This is a genomic window from Hymenobacter sublimis (assembly GCF_023101345.1).
GTDB lineage: Bacteria > Bacteroidota > Bacteroidia > Cytophagales > Hymenobacteraceae > Hymenobacter > Hymenobacter sublimis.
In genome coordinates this window covers 1,546,514-1,563,025 of record NZ_CP095848.1, presented here as the reverse complement: position 1 = coordinate 1,563,025, position 16,512 = coordinate 1,546,514, and the positions used below count along the sequence as shown (strand labels likewise).

At 59.0% G+C, this 16,512-nt stretch carries 16 protein-coding genes; 13 read left to right on the top strand and 3 right to left on the bottom strand.

Annotated elements, in window-relative coordinates:
* The first annotated feature begins 109 nt into the window (after positions 1–109).
* The 7 genes from MWH26_RS06605 (at position 110) to MWH26_RS06575 (ending at position 8,252) form a co-directional block, all read left to right on the top strand.
* Positions 110–757, top strand: coding sequence for a TIGR02117 family protein (locus tag MWH26_RS06605; RefSeq protein ID WP_247976583.1), 648 nt, complete (start codon positions 110–112; stop codon positions 755–757).
* Positions 758–1,112: 355 nt separating this feature from the next.
* A complete protein-coding gene (locus MWH26_RS06600) occupies positions 1,113–1,505 on the top strand; it encodes an STAS domain-containing protein (protein WP_247976582.1) in 393 nt (130 codons plus the stop codon).
* Positions 1,506–1,604: 99 nt separating this feature from the next.
* Positions 1,605–3,002: a histidine--tRNA ligase gene (gene hisS / locus MWH26_RS06595; protein WP_247977065.1), complete on the top strand. Its 1,398-nt coding sequence runs from the start codon at positions 1,605–1,607 to the stop codon at positions 3,000–3,002.
* Between the two features lie 74 nt (positions 3,003–3,076).
* Entirely contained in the window at positions 3,077–4,576 is a 1,500-nt protein-coding gene (gene hutH, locus MWH26_RS06590; RefSeq protein ID WP_247976581.1) for a histidine ammonia-lyase, read from the top strand.
* Positions 4,577–4,713: 137 nt separating this feature from the next.
* Positions 4,714–6,654, top strand: coding sequence for a T9SS type B sorting domain-containing protein (locus MWH26_RS06585; protein WP_247976580.1), 1,941 nt, complete (start codon positions 4,714–4,716; stop codon positions 6,652–6,654).
* Positions 6,655–6,769: 115 nt separating this feature from the next.
* A complete protein-coding gene (locus MWH26_RS06580; RefSeq protein WP_188557510.1) occupies positions 6,770–7,105 on the top strand; it encodes a YbaB/EbfC family nucleoid-associated protein in 336 nt (111 codons plus the stop codon).
* Positions 7,106–7,145: 40 nt separating this feature from the next.
* Positions 7,146–8,252: a glycosyltransferase family 2 protein gene (locus MWH26_RS06575; protein WP_247976579.1), complete on the top strand. Its 1,107-nt coding sequence runs from the start codon at positions 7,146–7,148 to the stop codon at positions 8,250–8,252.
* 93 nt (positions 8,253–8,345) lie between these two features.
* Here MWH26_RS06575 and MWH26_RS06570 read toward each other — a convergent pair whose 3' ends face one another.
* Positions 8,346–8,564 (bottom strand): PspC domain-containing protein, encoded by a 219-nt coding sequence (locus tag MWH26_RS06570; protein ID WP_188557508.1) that lies wholly within the window; start codon positions 8,562–8,564, stop codon positions 8,346–8,348.
* A 164-nt stretch (positions 8,565–8,728) separates the two neighbouring features.
* On the opposite strand from MWH26_RS06570, the gene MWH26_RS06565 reads away from it, so the two are divergent.
* The 4 genes from MWH26_RS06565 to MWH26_RS06550 all read left to right on the top strand — a co-directional run bounded on the left by MWH26_RS06565 (position 8,729) and on the right by MWH26_RS06550 (position 13,887).
* Positions 8,729–10,543 (top strand): tetratricopeptide repeat protein, encoded by a 1,815-nt coding sequence (locus tag MWH26_RS06565; protein WP_247976578.1) that lies wholly within the window; start codon positions 8,729–8,731, stop codon positions 10,541–10,543.
* 370 nt (positions 10,544–10,913) lie between these two features.
* Positions 10,914–11,867 (top strand): bifunctional helix-turn-helix transcriptional regulator/GNAT family N-acetyltransferase, encoded by a 954-nt coding sequence (locus MWH26_RS06560; RefSeq protein ID WP_247976577.1) that lies wholly within the window; start codon positions 10,914–10,916, stop codon positions 11,865–11,867.
* A 191-nt stretch (positions 11,868–12,058) separates the two neighbouring features.
* A complete protein-coding gene (locus MWH26_RS06555) occupies positions 12,059–13,042 on the top strand; it encodes a pyruvate dehydrogenase complex E1 component subunit beta (protein ID WP_247976576.1) in 984 nt (327 codons plus the stop codon).
* A 275-nt stretch (positions 13,043–13,317) separates the two neighbouring features.
* Positions 13,318–13,887: a DinB family protein gene (locus tag MWH26_RS06550; protein WP_247976575.1), complete on the top strand. Its 570-nt coding sequence runs from the start codon at positions 13,318–13,320 to the stop codon at positions 13,885–13,887.
* A 71-nt stretch (positions 13,888–13,958) separates the two neighbouring features.
* Here the strand turns inward: MWH26_RS06550 and MWH26_RS06545 are convergent, their stop codons facing one another.
* Positions 13,959–14,411 (bottom strand): acyl-CoA thioesterase, encoded by a 453-nt coding sequence (locus MWH26_RS06545; RefSeq protein ID WP_247976574.1) that lies wholly within the window; start codon positions 14,409–14,411, stop codon positions 13,959–13,961.
* Positions 14,412–14,495: 84 nt separating this feature from the next.
* Positions 14,496–15,230, bottom strand: coding sequence for a class I SAM-dependent methyltransferase (locus MWH26_RS06540; RefSeq protein ID WP_247976573.1), 735 nt, complete (start codon positions 15,228–15,230; stop codon positions 14,496–14,498).
* 94 nt (positions 15,231–15,324) lie between these two features.
* On the opposite strand from MWH26_RS06540, the gene MWH26_RS06535 reads away from it, so the two are divergent.
* A complete protein-coding gene (locus MWH26_RS06535) occupies positions 15,325–15,504 on the top strand; it encodes a DUF2256 domain-containing protein (RefSeq protein ID WP_247976572.1) in 180 nt (59 codons plus the stop codon).
* A 95-nt stretch (positions 15,505–15,599) separates the two neighbouring features.
* The gene (locus MWH26_RS06530) at positions 15,600–15,992 is read left to right on the top strand and encodes a hypothetical protein (RefSeq protein WP_247976571.1); all 393 of its coding nucleotides are present in this window, start codon (positions 15,600–15,602) and stop codon (positions 15,990–15,992) included.
* Positions 15,993–16,512: the final 520 nt, after the last annotated feature.

Sequence of the window (16,512 nt, the reverse complement as noted above, 5' to 3'; positions counted from 1 at the left end):
TTACACCTGGCAGGGGTTACTCGACCGGGAAATGCGTATCAAGCCGCAGCTAGTATAGCTCCTATGGCTGATGCGCCTACCTTCTCTTTTCCTTGCCTTTCGTTTGCTTATGTCGGCTATTGCTGCCCTTGTGCTCCTGCTGCTGACCGGAACAGTGGTGCCCCTAAACCGCCAGTTTCGGCAGACGCCCGACGGGGTAACCATCTTCGTGGTATCCAACGGCTTTCATACCGATGTGGTGCTGCCCATGCGGGAGGCGCGCACTGGCCACGACTGGCTCCAGACGCTCAGCCAGCCGGCCCTGACGGCGCGCTTCGCCCGCTACCCCTACGTGGCCTTTGGCTGGGGCAACGAAGGCTTTTACCTGGGCTCGATGGGTGGCAAATTTCCGGGGCCGAAAGCCGTCCTAGGGGCGTTGTTCCCGTCCCGGACTCTCATGCACGTTGATTTCTACCGTGCTGCCCCCGACTCCGGGGCGCGGGTAGTGCCCTTGCGCATCTCTCCCGACCAGTACCGCACCCTAGCCGCCTACGTGCAACGCTCCTTCCGCCCCGACAGCCTGAACCACATGCAGTTGCGGCAGCCAACCGGCTACTCGCCCGTGGACTTTTTCTTCCGGGCCCGGGGCCGCTACCACGCCCTGCGCACTTGCAACGACTGGACCAACCGGGGCCTTCGGCAGGCCGGAATCCGGGCAGCGTTAAAGGCGCCGTTAGCCGCCAGCGTACTTTTCCAGGCCCGCCGCACGAAGCCGTAGCTCTGCCCCTTCCTCACTTCAAGCCCTGAGTAAGCCAATTAGGCAACAAGCAAAAACTAGTTGCCGGATATTCGTGCGGGCCAGGGCGGCTGGTTAGGAGTAGAGTGCCCTTCACGGGCTCCGACGAAACGGACTCCTGACTTATTTTTCATTGACCTGCAAGTCCTGGCTACCGTGGCGTGGGGACTCTGGTTGAGCTTATGTCCTATTGTGTCAATTTTAACCGCAATTCCAACGTAGTACGCTGATACATCCAACTTTAAAGTTCTACTTATTCTGCTTTTCACGCAGAACTTTCGTGGGGGTAACCACAGTATTACCTACTGTCCCAACCCATCCCCGATAGATATCGGCCATGTTAGATGTCCACCGCGAAGTGCTGCCGAATGGTTTTTTGCTCATTCTTTCCCCAGACACTTCCTCTCCCAACGAAGTAAAGCTAGCCCGGGCCCTGCACCGGGCCAGCCGCAGCGACAAAGGCGCCATTCTGATTGACTTAAGTTTGGTTGATTCGCTTTCCGAGGACGTGATTGATCTGCTGCTGGCCTACGCCTTCATGCTGCATGCCCAGGACCGTCGCCTGATTTTGTGCCACGTGCCCCAGCCCGCCCAGCACCACTTTCTGTTCCTCGACGCCGCTTCTCAGCCCCTGTTGGTACCTTCCCTGCTAGACGCCATGCAGGAAATCGACTTCACCTTCAGTCAAGATCAGTCCGTGCAAACCGGTAACGCCAACGCCTCTTTGTAAGGAAACCGGCGCTTAAAAAGGTCTTTGCAAAGGGCCTTCCGGAAAATCCAATGCAAACCGCGAATTTTGCGGCCGTATTTCCGCATTCTGATTTTCCTGATGAGCGCCCAAAAGCCCAGCATTCCCCGCGGCACCCGCGACTTCGGCCCCGCCGTAGTGGCCCGCCGTAATTATATTTTCGGCGTCATCCGCCGCGTGTTCGAGAAGTTTGGCTACGCCCCGCTCGAAACCCCTACCCTCGAAAACCTCTCGGTGCTTACCGGCAAGTACGGCGAGGAGGGCGACCAGCTCCTGTTTAAAGTCCTGAACTCCGGCGACTTTGCCAAGGATGTTACCGCCGATGATCTGGCCGCCGACAACCGCAGCAAGCGCCTGCTGCCCAAAGTAGCCGAGAAGGGCCTGCGCTACGACCTAACGGTGCCCTTCGCCCGCTACGTGGTCATGAACCGCAATACCCTGGTATTTCCCTTCAAACGCTACCAGATTCAGCCCGTGTGGCGCGCCGACCGGCCCCAGCGTGGCCGCTACCGCGAGTTTTACCAGTGCGACGCCGACGTGGTGGGCACCGATTCGCTGCTCTGCGAGGCAGAAATTGTGCTGATGATGTCGGAGGTGCTGACCACGCTGGGCCTCACCGAGCACACCATCAAAATCAACCACCGCCGGGTGCTGGGCGCGTTCTACCAGGCTCTGGGCGGTGAAGGCACCGAGGTTGATTTGTTTACGGCCATCGACAAGCTGGATAAGATTGGGCGCGACGGGGTAGAGAAAGAGCTGCTGGGCCGGGGCTTCTCCGCGGAGGCCACGGAGCGGCTGTTTGACCTGCTGGGGGTAGGCGGCGACTTCGAGGAAAAGCTAGAACGTCTGCTGGCGGCCTTTGCTACGGCCGCCGTGGAGCCCGACAACGCCGACGGTTACAAGGGCCTACAGGACCTGGCACGGGTGCTGGAGTACCTGCGCAGCTTCGGCTTTACGAAATGGCAGAACCTGGAGTTCGACGTGACCCTGGCCCGCGGGCTGAGCTACTACACGGGCTGCATCTTCGAAATCAAGATCAACAACGTGAACATGGGCAGCGTCTCGGGCGGCGGCCGCTACGACAACCTCACCGGTGCCTTCGGGTTGCCGGGCGTGTCGGGGGTAGGCTTCTCCTTCGGGGTGGACCGGCTCTACGACTGCCTGGAGGAGCTGAACCTGTTTCCGGAAGCGGTGGCCACTACCACCCGCTGCCTAGTAGCTAATTTCGACCAGGAAAGCGAAATGGCAGTGCTGCCCGTACTGCGGCAGCTGCGTGAGGCCGGCATTCCCAGCGAGCTGTTTCCCGAAGCCGGCAAGCTGGGCAAGCAGTTTAAGTACGCCGACGCCAAGGGAATTCCTTACGTGCTGATTCAGGGCCCGGAGGAGCGCGCGGCGGGTCAGTTCAAGCTTAAAACGCTCGCTTCGGGTCAGGAACGCGCTCTTTCCCTGGAAGATGTAGTAGCCGAACTGGCTCGGTAGTACACCTTAGCTACCGGCTGCCCCCTTCATTTAGCCGCTTTTCTCACGCAGGCGCCCCACTCACTTCCGCCCCCATGGCCCAGGATTTCGCCCTCACTCCTTCTACCCGCCTCAACCTGACAACCATCGGGGAATTGCTGCACTCCAAGGCCCGCGTGGTGCTCAGCGAGGAAGCCCGGCAGCGCGTGGCCGCCTGTCACCGGTACCTGCACGACCGGCTGGAGCGCACCCCGGATGCGGCTATTTACGGCATCAATACGGGTTTTGGGGCCCTGTGCAACCAAGCCATTCCGGCCGGGCAGCGCCAGCAGCTGCAGGTGAACCTGATGATGTCGCACGCCTGCGGAACCGGGGAGGAAGTGCCGGCCGAGCTGGTACGGCTCATGCTGCTGCTCAAGGCCCAAAGCCTGAGCTACGGGCACAGCGGGGTGCAAGTGAGCACCGTGCAGCGCCTGCTCGATTTTTACAACCGTGGCATGCTGCCAGTGGTGTATCAGCAAGGCTCTCTGGGTGCTAGCGGCGACCTGGCCCCGCTGGCCCACCTCTGCCTACCACTACTGGGCTTGGGCGAGGTGAACTACGAAAGCTACCGCCTTGCCGCCTCGGATGCCATGAGTTTGTTTAGCTGGCCGCCCCTGACGTTGGAAGCCAAGGAAGGCCTGGCTTTGCTCAATGGCACCCAGTTTATGCTGGCTTACGCCGTGCATTGCCTGCTGCGCACCCGCCGCCTGCTGGCCGCCGCCGATGTTATTGGGGCCTTGTCCTTGGAAGCCTTCGATGGGCGCAGTGAGCCGTTTGATGAGCGCCTGCACCGGATTCGGCCCCACGCCGGACAGCTAACGGTGGCCCGACGCGTGCGGGAGCTGCTAGCGGGCAGCCCGCTGCAACAGCAAGCCAAAACCGTCGTGCAGGACCCCTACTCCTTCCGCTGCATGCCCCAGGTGCACGGCGCCTCCCGCGACGCGCTGGCCTACGTGGAGCAGGTAGTAGAAACCGAGTGCAACGCCGTAACGGACAACCCCAACCTGTTCCCCGAGGACGACGCCATCCTGAGTGGAGGCAACTTCCACGGTCAGCCCCTGGCCCTGGCCCTGGATATGCTGGCCATTGCCACGGCCGAGCTGGGCAGCATATCCCAGCAGCGCACCACCCAGCTTATCAGCGGGCAGCGGGGCCTGCCGCCTTTCCTGGTCGCGGAGCCCGGCCTGAACTCGGGCCTGATGATTCCGCAGTACACGGCCGCCGGCATCGTGAGCCAGAACAAGCAGCTTTGTACGCCAGCCTCCGTCGACAGCCTAGTGAGCAGCAACGGCCAGGAGGACCACGTGAGCATGGGGGCCAATGCCGCCACCAAGGCCCGCCGGGTAGTAGAAAACGTGGAGCAACTGCTGGGCATTGAGCTACTGAACGCCACCCAGGCCCTGGCATTCCGGCAGCCCGCTCGCACCAGTGCCGCCCTGGAACAGGTAATGGCCCACTTCCGCGAGAAGGTACCCTTCGTATCGCAGGATCGGGTGTTGTACCCTGATTTACACGCCGCCGCGGCCTTCGTGCGCACCTATGCGTGGCAGTAAAGCCGAGCGGTAAGGCGTAAAAAGCTTCAAAAGCGGAGAACCGGCTAAAGCCAGCAAGTCAGCTTGCTCCCAGCTGAAACCTGTTACTTTCGCTTGGCGCGTAGACGCAACTACGCGGCTGCTTCGTTATGGGGATAGTGAAAAAACTACTTGTCTTTCTGCTGATGCTGGGATTAGGCAGCCTGGGGGCGCACACTGGCGCCCTAGCCCAGTGCGCGCCCACACCCAATTCGGGCGCCTGTTTCAAGGCCTACGATGCCGCTACGGGCCAGGAAATGCCCTTTTACCTGTGCGTGGGTCGTCCGGTACGGCTGCGGGACTGCAGCGGCAAAAACCTAGACCCGGCCCAGATTTATTACCAGCGCGGCTCGGCTATTACCTGCAGTGGCTTCCGGGATACGGCCACCTCGTTTACACCCACGGCCGCCGGCGTGCTCGTCATCACCCAAAACACCCAGGGCCCGCAAGGGGGTAGTCAAGGCATCATTTTTTCGCGCAATTTTGAGGTTAAAGCTACTCCGGCTCCCACGTTCACGCTGACGACCTGCGCCCCGGGGTTCGTGGAAGTCACCGTCACGGACGCTACCTACGACCAGTATTTTGTGCAGGTCGGCAACGGAGCCCCGGTGGCTGCTGCGCGCAACACTCCGGCTACTTACCCCACCAACGGCTCGAACCAAGTGAAAGTCATTGGCCAGTACGCCATTGCGAGCCTGTGCGCGGGTACTAACCCGCAAACTTTTACGCCCCTGCCTACCCCTCAGCGGCCTACCCTAACTTCCATGACCGTGCAGGGCGGAGCCGTGCAATTTCAGTTTACGGGCCTGCAAGCCGAGTACCAGTACCGCCTGCAAGTAGCCGATGCCGCAGCCGCCGGTGGCTACCGCACGGTAGCTACCGTGCCCAGCAGCGCTACCTCGTTTACCCTGAACAATGCGCCTCTACCGGGCTGCTACCGACTTTTGCTCCAGGATGTTTGTCAGCCTTCCGTGGCCAGTACGCCTTCCCTGGAGGTATGCTCCGTGAGTTTAACGGGTACTTCCCAGAACGGCCGCAACATACTGCGCTGGACAAATCAGGGAAATGGCAGCTACGCCCTAACCCGCACTGACGGCCCGAATACCATCCGAATTACGTTGCCGGCCGGCTCTAGCCAGTACGAGGATACAACGGCTTCCTGCGGTACTACCTACCGCTACCGGCTCAGCCAAACCCTGGGCAGCACTACCTCGGTTTCCGATGAGGTAGCCCTGACCACTACTGCCGGCCTGGCTCCCACACCGCCCCGCTTGGCCGCTACGTTTAACCTGCGCAACCAGGTAGAGCTGAGCGCCTTGCTGGTGCGCAGCCCGCCTAACAGCCAGCTCACCTATCTGCGTAACGGCTCCGAGCTGCGCGTCACGGCGGCCCGCACGGTTACCGATTCGCTGGTCAGCCCGGCCCTTGCTACCCCGGTGTGCTACTCCGTGCGGTTTCTGGATGCCTGCGGTAACCGCTCCGCCGAAAGCCCAGCGGTGTGTCCGGTGCTGCTAGAGGCCACGCCCGCCACCGACGATGGCAGCACCATTCGTCTCACCTGGACGGCCCTGCGCGGGCCCGACCCCACGGCTCCGGTCAGCTACCGGGTGCTCACTCTCTCGCCCACGAATGCCGTGCTGAGTTCCCGCTCCGTAGCCACCGGACTGACGTATCTGGATTTGCAACCGCCCCAGGATCAGCAGGTAGTGCGCTACCGCATTGAGGCCACGGGTGGCGGCCAGCTGCTGGTTCCGAGCTATTCTAATGTTGCCTCCGTGTCCCGGGCAGTGAAGGTGTTTGTGCCCACGGCCTTCACGCCCAATGGCGACGGCCTGAATGATGTGCTGGAGCTGAAAGGACGCTACCTCGACAATTTTCGGTTTACGGTAGTGGACCGCAACGGCCAGCAGGTGTTCCAGGCCACCTCCCGGACCCAAACCTGGGACGGCCGCATCGGCTCGGCCCCACCCGCGCCGGGCACCTACGTGTGGCGCTTTGAATCCACGGACCAAACCGGCAAGCGGAGCGCCCAAAGCGGCACAGTCTCCATTCTACGCTAGTTACCCAGACCGACGTAGCCACCGGCTTGGCGGCGCCGTATGAGAGCTGGCGCCTACCTTTGCGCGCCGCGTACGCTGTTTCGCGCCTATTTCTCACTTTAACTACAACGCGCCGATGTTTGATATGATGGGCATGATGGGCAAGATGAAAGAGCTTCAGGACAAGATGAAGCAAGCCCAGGACAACCTGCAGCACGTTACGGCCACGGCCGAATCGGGGGGTGGGCTGGTGCGGGCCACGGCCAACGGCCAGCGCCGCCTGCTTAAGCTGGAAATTGATGAAAGCCTGCTGCAACCCCAGGACCGTGACATGCTGGCCGACCTAGTGGTAGCAGCCGTGAACAAGGTGATGGAGGAAGCCAGCGAGAAGGCCAAGGAAGAAATGAAAAACTCCACGGCTGGCCTGATTCCTAACATTCCGGGCCTCGACCTCGGCGGCTTTGGCCTCTAATCCGCCACCAACAAGTACGGACAGCTGCCTCGATGTAGCAGTGGTTATCCTTAACTGGAATGGCAGGGACTTTCTGAGAAGGTTCCTGCCTTCTGTGTTGATGCACTCCGATGGTGCTACCGTATTTGTAGCCGACAATGCTTCCACCGATGATTCGGTGGCTTTGCTGGCCCAGGAGTTTCCGCAGGTGCGGCTACTGCAGTTGCCCGACAACCTGGGGTTTTGTCAGGGCTATAATATGGCCTTGGACATAGTGCGGGAGCAGAATTGCATGGTATTCCCTAGTGCACTTGCCGGGGTTGGGCTGGAACTAAGTCAGAGCGGCGCGGCAGCTTCCGGCTTCCGCTACTACGTGCTGCTTAATTCCGATGTGGAGGTAACGCCCGGTTGGCTCCGGCCCCAGCGGGAACTGCTGGAACACAAGCCGCGCGTTGCGGCCTGTCAGCCCAAAATACGGCAGTTCAGCCAGGTGCCGGAGCAGCGCCAGCAGTTTGAATATGCCGGTGCCGGAGGCGGCTACCTCGATCAGCTTGGCTACCCCTTTTGCCGCGGCCGCCTTTTCGACACGTTGGAAACCGACACTGGCCAATACGACGACCCGCGGCCGGTGGCCTGGGCAACTGGGGCCTGCATGCTGGTACGGGCCGCTGCCTGGCACGAATTGGGCGGACTGGAGCCAACTTTCTTCGCCCACATGGAGGAAATTGATTTGTGCTGGCGCCTGCAGAATGCGGGCCATGAGGTGTGGTACCACGGCGGAGCCACCGTGTTTCACGTGGGCGGTGGCACGCTGCACAAGTCCAACCCGCGCAAAACCTACCTCAACTTCCGCAACGGACTGGCCTTAGTCTACAAAAACACCCACTCGGCTGAGTTGCCCGGTGTCATGATCAGTCGAGTGGCCTTAGATTGGGTAGCTGCTGCGCGCCTATTGCTGCAAGGTGCCACTGCTGATTTTCAGGCTATTCTGCGGGCCCACTGGCATTTCGTGCGGCAGCTTTCCTACTGGCGTGCCCAGCGGCAGAGGTTTCCGCCGCGCTTGCGCTCCACTGAGCGTAGGGGCGTATACCAGGGTAGCCTGGTCTGGTCGTATTTCGGGCAGGGCAAGCGCCGGTTTTCGGAGTTAAATCCGCAACAGCTAACCTGAGTTGCAGCCTTGTATGCTACCAAAAAAGCCCGCGGCTGCGGTGAAGCGGCGCGGGCTTTTCAGGAAGTTCAGTAAATCGGAGGCTGTGGCAGGCTACAAGTCCCAGACGGTGCTGCGCTGCCGGCGCATGGCCCGGCGCACGTTCATCCAAAAAGCCAAAGCGAAGTACAGTACGATGGGCGAGCCAAACGTAAAAAATGATGCGTACACAAAGGAAAGCCGAACGCTGCTGGTGGAAAAACCAACCCGCTTGCCGATGACGTCGCAGACGCCGAAGCTCTGCTTCTCAATAAAGTCGGTTAGTCGTTTCATAACTCCTGCTGTTTCAGTTGCCCGCGGTGGCTAACCTGCTTTCAAAATACAATGATTTGCGGCCTGTGTCAAGCACTTACGCAGGAAAGCTCCCGCAAGATACGTCGGTCGGCAGCCTTTTTCCGTTTGTTGTCTGAATTTCGCGCTACCCCTGCCTTCTGCTCATGAGAATTTTGTTGTTGCGTACCCTGCCGGCAGCGGCGCTACTAATTACTGGCGGCCTACTACCGGCCTGCTCTCCCCTATCGAAGGTGCTGAAAAACGCCCAGGCCGGGCAGGAAATTACGGTGCAGCCCACGGTGCTGGAAAGCAACGGCGAAAACGTGCTGTTCGAGGTGACGGCCAAGGTGCCCGCCAGCCACTTACGCAAGGGCGCGGCCTACAACTTAGGCCTGAGCTACCGCTACAACAACGGCCTGCGCGAGGACACCGTTGGGCGGCTCACCTTTATTTCGGGCGAGTACCTCTACGACGAGGAGCAAAAGAATAAGCTGGTTATCCGCAAGCAGTTCTCCTTTCCGTATTCGCCCCAGAAAAGCCCCGGCGAGCTGCTGGCCCTACCCGATGCCCGCGAAACCAAACCCAACGGCAAGCGCGTGAAAGGCAAACAGCTGACGCTGGCCCGCGGCATCGTGACCACCAGCCGCCTAGTTGTGCGCCAGGACACGGCCATTACCCTACTACCCGAAACGGTCGATAACAACATGAGCGGCACCCGGGTGTTGCCCTTTTTCTTTGACGCGGGCAAGGCCGAAATTCGCAACTACCTGGGCACCAACGTAGCCGCTCTAGAAGATTTCATTGAGGCCAACCAACACACCGACAAGGTGATGATTGTGGCCGGCCACTCGCCCGACTCCCTGGACCGCCACGATGCGCGCCTAGCCGACAAGCGGGTACGGGTGCTGCTCAACTACTACAAAAAGCGCGTCGATACCGATTCCTACCTCAACCAGGTCAGTAACATTGACTTCGAGACGGAAGCCTACCACCGCCGCTGGGACCTGTTCCTGAATAAAGTGCAGCAGTCGGCCCTGAAGCCAGCGCAGGTTGATTCGGTGCTACTGCTGATTAACGATACGCCCGGCTCCTACGCCACCAAGGAAAAGAGCCTGCATCAGCTCACGTTCTATGATTACATCGAGCAGTACATCTACCCGGTGATGCGCTTCGGCACCATTGCCGTGCGCTACACCGCTCCCAAGCGCTACGACTCGGAAATCTATCTGCTGTCCAAAAAGATTGTGGAAAAGCAGACCGAGGCCGACGCCCTTACGCCCGAGGAACTGCGTTACTCTGCTACCCTCACGCCCCTGCTGGCCGAAAAGCAGCGCATTTACGAGACTTCCGTGGCTACTACGGGCCTCTGGCAGGCCTACCATAACCTGGCCGTAGTGCTGCTGCAGCGTTCCGAGAAGGAGGTGAACCCCAAGGTGCAGAAAGCCTACCAGCGCCGGGCCGCCGTGAACTTTACCCTGGCTGCCCACCGCAACCCCACCGCCGAGCTGTTCTACCGCGTGGGCAGCGCCTACCACCGTGCCGGCGACAAGCTCGAAGCCCTGCAGAATTACGACTACGCCATTAAGCTAGGCGGACCACGCCCGGTGCTGAGCAAGATATTCTCGGACAAGGCGGCCCTGGAAATTGAAGTTGGCCAGCTCGACGATGCCCTGCGCAGCTTGAGCTACAGCTCCAAAACCTACCAAACCATCATGAACCGGGCCCTCATCTACGTGCTGAAGGGCAACTACCAGGGCGCAGCCAACATTTACGCCGAAGCGATTGCCCTGCGGCCCCAGGACCCATTGCTATACTATTGCCTAGCCGTAGTAGCCGCACGCCAGCAGAATGAGTCGGCCATGGCCATGCACCTGCGCCGCGCCGTGCAGCTAGACCGCGCCTATGCTAACCGCGCCGTTGAAGACCTGGAGTTTCGGGATTTCGCTAAGGGCAAGCAGTTTCTGGAAGCCTTGCGGTAGTCTCTAACAACTATTAAAGCAATGTGTATAATCTCACTTTTGCTGGATCAGCTGGCATCTTTTGACTTTTTCACGAGAGGAATAGGTGTCATTGCTCTTTTTATTGCGGTGGTTAGCATCTGGCCTGCTCTAACGCAGTCTGAAACCCGGAATAATGTTAGTACATTCAGAGTGATATACGCGCTTTTCTTCTTTCTCCTCGGCTTATTTTGCTTTAATGTTTAGGGCATTAGCATTGCCAAGGACAAGCTGATTCTGGGTGGTGCAATAGCGGTACTGGGTGGCTCTGCCTTTTTTTATTCTAGTTACAAGCCTACTACCTTTCATAAAGCTTATTCTTATATTTGTAAGTACTTACATAACACAACACATGGATTTCTTTGAGCAGGTAGGACCCGCTGCCCTGGGCAGTCGGCTCCGGCGCCTTAGTGAGCAGATGATTGGGCAAGCTGCTGAGGTGTATTCCTTGTATCACGTGCCAGTGGAGCCGCGTTGGTTTCCGGTATTGTATGCGGTAGCAACCCAACCGGAGCGGCACGTGGGTGAAATAGCGGAACTGATTGGGCAAACGCACGCGGCTGTCAGCCAGGTGGTTAAAGAGCTGGTTAAGCAGGATCTGGTTAGGGTGCAGCGCGGTGAGGCGGACTTGCGCCGTAGCGTGGTTAGCCTCACGGAGAAGGGAGCAGCCTTGTGGCCCACGTTGCAGCAACAAACAGCCGATGTACGCCAGGCCACGGAGGCGCTACTGCACGAAACCCGGCACAACCTGTGGCTGGCCATTGGGGAAATGGAGTACGCGTTGTCGCGCCAGAGTTTGGCTAGTCGGGTAAAAGCTATTCGCGACCAGCGTGTGGCCGCTGAAGTGCAGATTATAGACTATGCGCCGCAATATCAACCCGATTTCAAGCAGCTGAACGCGGAGTGGATTGAGCGGTATTTCCGTCTCGAAGCAGCCGACCTCAAAGCCCTCGACCACCCTGATGAGTACATTATTCAGCGCGGCGGCCACATTCTGCTGGCCGCCTACGGAGGGCAAATGGTGGGTACTTGCGCTCTGATTCCCATGGACGACACCACCTATGAACTGGCGAAAATGGCCGTGTCGCCCGCGGCGCAGGGGCTGGGCATTGGGTGGCGGCTGGGCGAGGCGGCCATTGCCAAGGCCCGCAGCCTGGGAGCTCAGCGTCTGTATTTGGAAAGTAATACCAAGCTGGGTCCGGCCCTGAGCCTGTACCACAAGCTGGGTTTTCGCAAAACGGTTTCCGGCCCGCCTTCGCCCTATGAGCGGTGCAATATTCAAATGGAACTGCCCCTGTTTCCTTAAGCTCCCAGGCAGGAGGTTGAAATGCCGCCGGAGGGAGCAAAGCGTTTACTTCCCACTGGCGCCTCAAACGCACTATTTCACCACTTCACAATTTCACCGTTTGCCCGTCCCGGCTAGTCGTTGTAGCTTTACGGGCCGGATTTGCGCCGGCTTTTGTTTCTGAACAGACCTTTTTGACTTTCCTACCGATTATGCGGACCATCCAATTCCGGGAAGCCCTGCGTGAAGCCATGTCTGAGGAAATGCGCCGCGACCCGCGCGTGTTTCTGATGGGCGAAGAAGTTGCCGAGTACAACGGCGCCTACAAAGTAAGCCAGGGCATGCTCGACGAATTCGGCCCGGAGCGCGTGATTGACACGCCCATTGCCGAGCTTGGTTTCGCTGGTATCGGGGTGGGTGCAGCGGCCAACGGCCTGCTGCCCATCATCGAGTTCATGACCTTCAACTTCTCGTTGGTAGCAATTGACCAGGTGATTAACTCGGCCGCCAAGATCTACTCCATGTCGGGCGGGCAGTACTCCTGCCCCATCGTGTTCCGTGGCCCTACCGGCAACGCCGGTATGCTGTCCTCGCAGCACTCCCAGAACTTCGAGAACTGGTACGCCAATACCCCCGGCCTGAAAGTGGTAGTGCCCTCTACCCCTTACGACGCTAAAGGCCTGCTGAAAAGCGCCATCCGCGACGCCGACCCGGTTATCTTTATGGAATCGGAGCTGATGTACGGCGACAAGGGCGAGGTACCCGAAGAAGAGTACCTGATTCCGATTGGCAAAGCCAACGTGGTGCGCCCCGGCGAAAACGTGACCATCGTGAGCTTTGGCAAGATGATGAAGGTAGCCCTAGCTGCCGCCGACGAGCTGGCCAAGGAAGGCATCAGCGCTGAGGTTATCGACCTGCGCTCGGTGCGCCCGATTGACTATGATACCCTCATCGAGTCGGTGAAGAAAACCAACCGCATGGTGGTGGTGGAAGAAGCCTGGCCCCTGGCCAGCATCAGCTCGGAGCTGTCGTACATGGTGCAGCGCCGCGCCTTTGATTACCTCGACGCCCCCGTGCTGCGCATCACCAACATGGACGTGCCCCTGCCCTACGCCCCTACCCTCATTGAGGCCGCTTTGCCCAACGTGGAGCGCACCGTAAAGGCCGTGAAGGAAGTGCTGTACGTGAACAAGTAAAATAGCTGACATCTGACGGTACTGTTCCGCTCATTGCAGTAGCAAAAGGCCCCGCCCGGTATGGTGCGGGGCCTTTTTAGTAGCTATTCTAGTCATCAGCAAATTCAGGTTTAGCGTTCGAGCAGTATTATGGCAACTGCTTTGCTGTTTAAGCTATCCGGTACCTTGCGGGGTGGGTTGGCTTAGGGGAAATGCCTGTGCGGGGTTCTCAACTAAGCTGGACGGGCAGATTTTACGTACCTTTTGCTCACAGCTACGCGTCTTTCCATCCCGACATGAACCACCGCCTACACCTTCGGTTTGAACAGCTTGAACGAGCTACGACCCAGTTACTTCACTCCGTGGAAGCCCTCGGTGACAAGGCCCGACAAGCGCCTGGCCCCGGGCAATGGTCGGCCGTGCAGGTAGTCCAGCACCTGGTGGTTGCGGAAACAGGCATTGGGCAGTACATGGAAAAAAAGCTGCTGCAGGCAGAGGGCTTGCACAAGGCGGGATTCGCCTCGTTCCTGAAGTCGCGGCTGCTGCGGGTGCTGCTGCGGCTGCCTTTTACGCGCTTTAAAGCCCCAGCGGCGCTGGCCAAGCTCACGCCCGCGGAGATTCCGCCCCTGTCTGAGTTGCAGGCCGAGTGGGAAGCGGTACGCCGCCGCTTGGAGCGCCTGCTCAATGAGTACCCGAGCAATCTGCTCGACCGCGCCATTTTCAAGCACCCCCGCTCGGGCATGCTCACCATCTACCAAACCCTGGACTTTATGCTCGACCACGTGTTGCACCACCAGAAACAGGTAGAGCGCATCACAAAGGCCGTTGCGCTTAACAAAACAAACCCGGCGCTTTCCACCACGTAATGCGCGCACAGTAGGGGCATCAGTGGGCGGAAAGCGCCGGGCGGCACTGGACCTAAAGTCTATTTAACGGCCTAGTTGGCCTTGCGCACAATATCGGCGTACGACTCGTGGCGGGGTAGCTGGCGCATGAGGTCGGTAATTTCGGGGGGTGGCACTAGCAACTTACGCGCCCGCAAATCCAACCAAGCACCCTCAACGGCTACCGTGGCGGCGGGCCGGCCATCGGCCTTGAATAAGGTGTGCAGGATGTTCCAGCGGCTTCCGTCCTCGCTCAGACCCGATAGTTCTCCCGTCACGCGCAGAGCTTCGTTGATGTGCAACTCCTTAAGAAAGCGCGTGTCCTCGCGAAATAAGATCGGGCCGAGGCCAAGCTGGGCAAAGCGCATGAGCGTGAAGCCGTGCTCAGCCAAGTATTCAATGCGGTGCTGGGCGGCGTAGTCGGCGTAGGCGGAATGACGCATGTGGCCGTTGGGGTCCATATCGGCCCAGCGTACGGTATAGGTTCTTTCGAAGGAAGCGGACATAAATTAGGTTCGTTGGCGGAAAGGTAAGCCGTCGGGGGGCAAATTAGTAGGCAAGCCTACTAGGTAGCAACCCAACTAGTGGGCCTAGCGCAGCGTGAGGCGCACCAGGTATTGTTGCTGGTCATCTTCTTCCAGAAACTCAACCTCATAGCCTGCCGCTTCGGCGTAATCCTGTAGCAGAGCCGGATCGGCGAAAATCCAGGGGAAGCTCGCGCCGGTTTCCGTGGCATACTGCATGGTGTATTCTACCTCCCCATAGTACGGACCGTTCAAGTCAAACACCAGGGCCCCATCCTCGTCCTCATAGAGGTAGCTGATGTCGGAGGAGGTAGCCAAGATCTGACCGCCGGGGGCTAGCAGGCCCTTGGCGTGCTGCAGAAAGCGCTCCAGCCCCTCTAAGGTGCCCGTCAGCCCGATACCATTCATCAGCATCAGCAACGTATCAAACTTCTCACCCTGGGTTAGGACCACGTCAAAAATATCGTGGCAAGCCACTTCGCGCAGCCCCCGCTCCTGCATCACCTGCACCGCGCCGGGCGAGATATCCACGGCTTTCACCGCAAAGCCCCGCTGCTGCAGCTCCAGGGCGTGGCACCCGGCCCCGGCGCCCAGATCGAGGATGCGGCCGCGGCATTCTTCCAGAGCCGTCCGTTCCATTTCGGGCATTTCCCATAGGGAGCGAAAAAAGTAGGCCGCGGGCAGCACTTCCTCGTCGGCCACGGAACTATGAACGGCCAAGGTGGCGCTCAGGTGGCCGCGCTGGTAGGCTAGCAGGGCGTGGCCCAGGGCATCGGGGGCAGTAGAAGCAGATTGTGACATGCAGCAAAGATAAGGCCCCTGATAGGGCCTAGCAGCGGTGGCCTTAAACTTGTGCCGCGCAATGCCGTTAGCTGGGTAGTATTTCAGCTCCTTCATGCCTGCCTCTAACCTGCCTAAACGCCTGACAAAGGGCAACCTACCCACCAAGATTTGCGCTACCTGCGGCAGGCCCTTCGAGTACCGCAAAAAGTGGCGCGCCTGCTGGGACGAGGTAAAATACTGCGGGGAGAAGTGTCAGCGCAACCGCCCCACTACGGCTACTACCCCCACGTAGCCCGCCAGGGGAAGAACGGTGGCCGCGGCGGGCGCATCTTTTCAGCGGCATCCTGCGTTTTGAAGCCCAACTTAACCTCTCAGTTCTCCCCTGCTATGGCTAGCAACCTCGACTACCTAGATCCTGCCCTGCAACCTTTGGCCGATAAAGTTCAGGCCTATATACAAGCCGAAAAAGAATTTCAACGGGCCGAAGTGGAGGCCGTGGCCACCACCCATCAGCCAGCAGACGCCGCTTCCCATACCTCACCTCAGCCAGCTGCTAGCGGTAGTGCTGCCCAGCCCCTTGAGCAAATTCAGCTGAAACTGCAGCACTTACGCGAGGAGCTTCAGCAGCTACGCCAAGAAGTTGTTGCCTTGCTGCCGGTCCGGGATGAGTGGGTAAAAATTAACCTAGGCTATGGCCCCAGTCGAGTAGGCGCCTTCTCTACCCCTGCAATAAACGCTACGGATGCTACCCCTGAATACGATTTGCGCGTTGTCGTGTAACCGTTTCCAACTTTTCGCAACGTAATCACCTACCCTGGGAAGGCTACTTCTCAGGGTAGTTTTTGTAAGGCCTAACCTTGAACAAGCGGTTTGCAAGGCTAACGCACTTTGTTGCCGGTCAAGATAATAAGCCGCCCTAGGCAGCCTCTTTCGCAAACAAAACCAGCAAGCACCAGCGCCAAAATCAGAGGTATTATCTAATTAGAAACTCAAGCCTACGGCCTGACTCACCCCGAGGCTACTGTTTGCAACCATGAGGTACCTGTACTCATGCCCTCCTAAGTTAAAGCAGCAAGATGTGGTACAGAGTAACGGCAGATAACAGGTTATAGAATCATACCCACTTAGTTTTCAAGCGCATAAAAAAAGGGCGACCAACAGCCGCCCCCTTTTCCACAACCTTTTAGGGTAAAAATAGAAAACCCGCTCTATTAGCTGGAAAAGGCACTCCACGACCTGTTTTTATAGTTTCCTGTCACAGAAACTTGTTTCCTGTCACAGCTTTTCTACCTTTATCCCA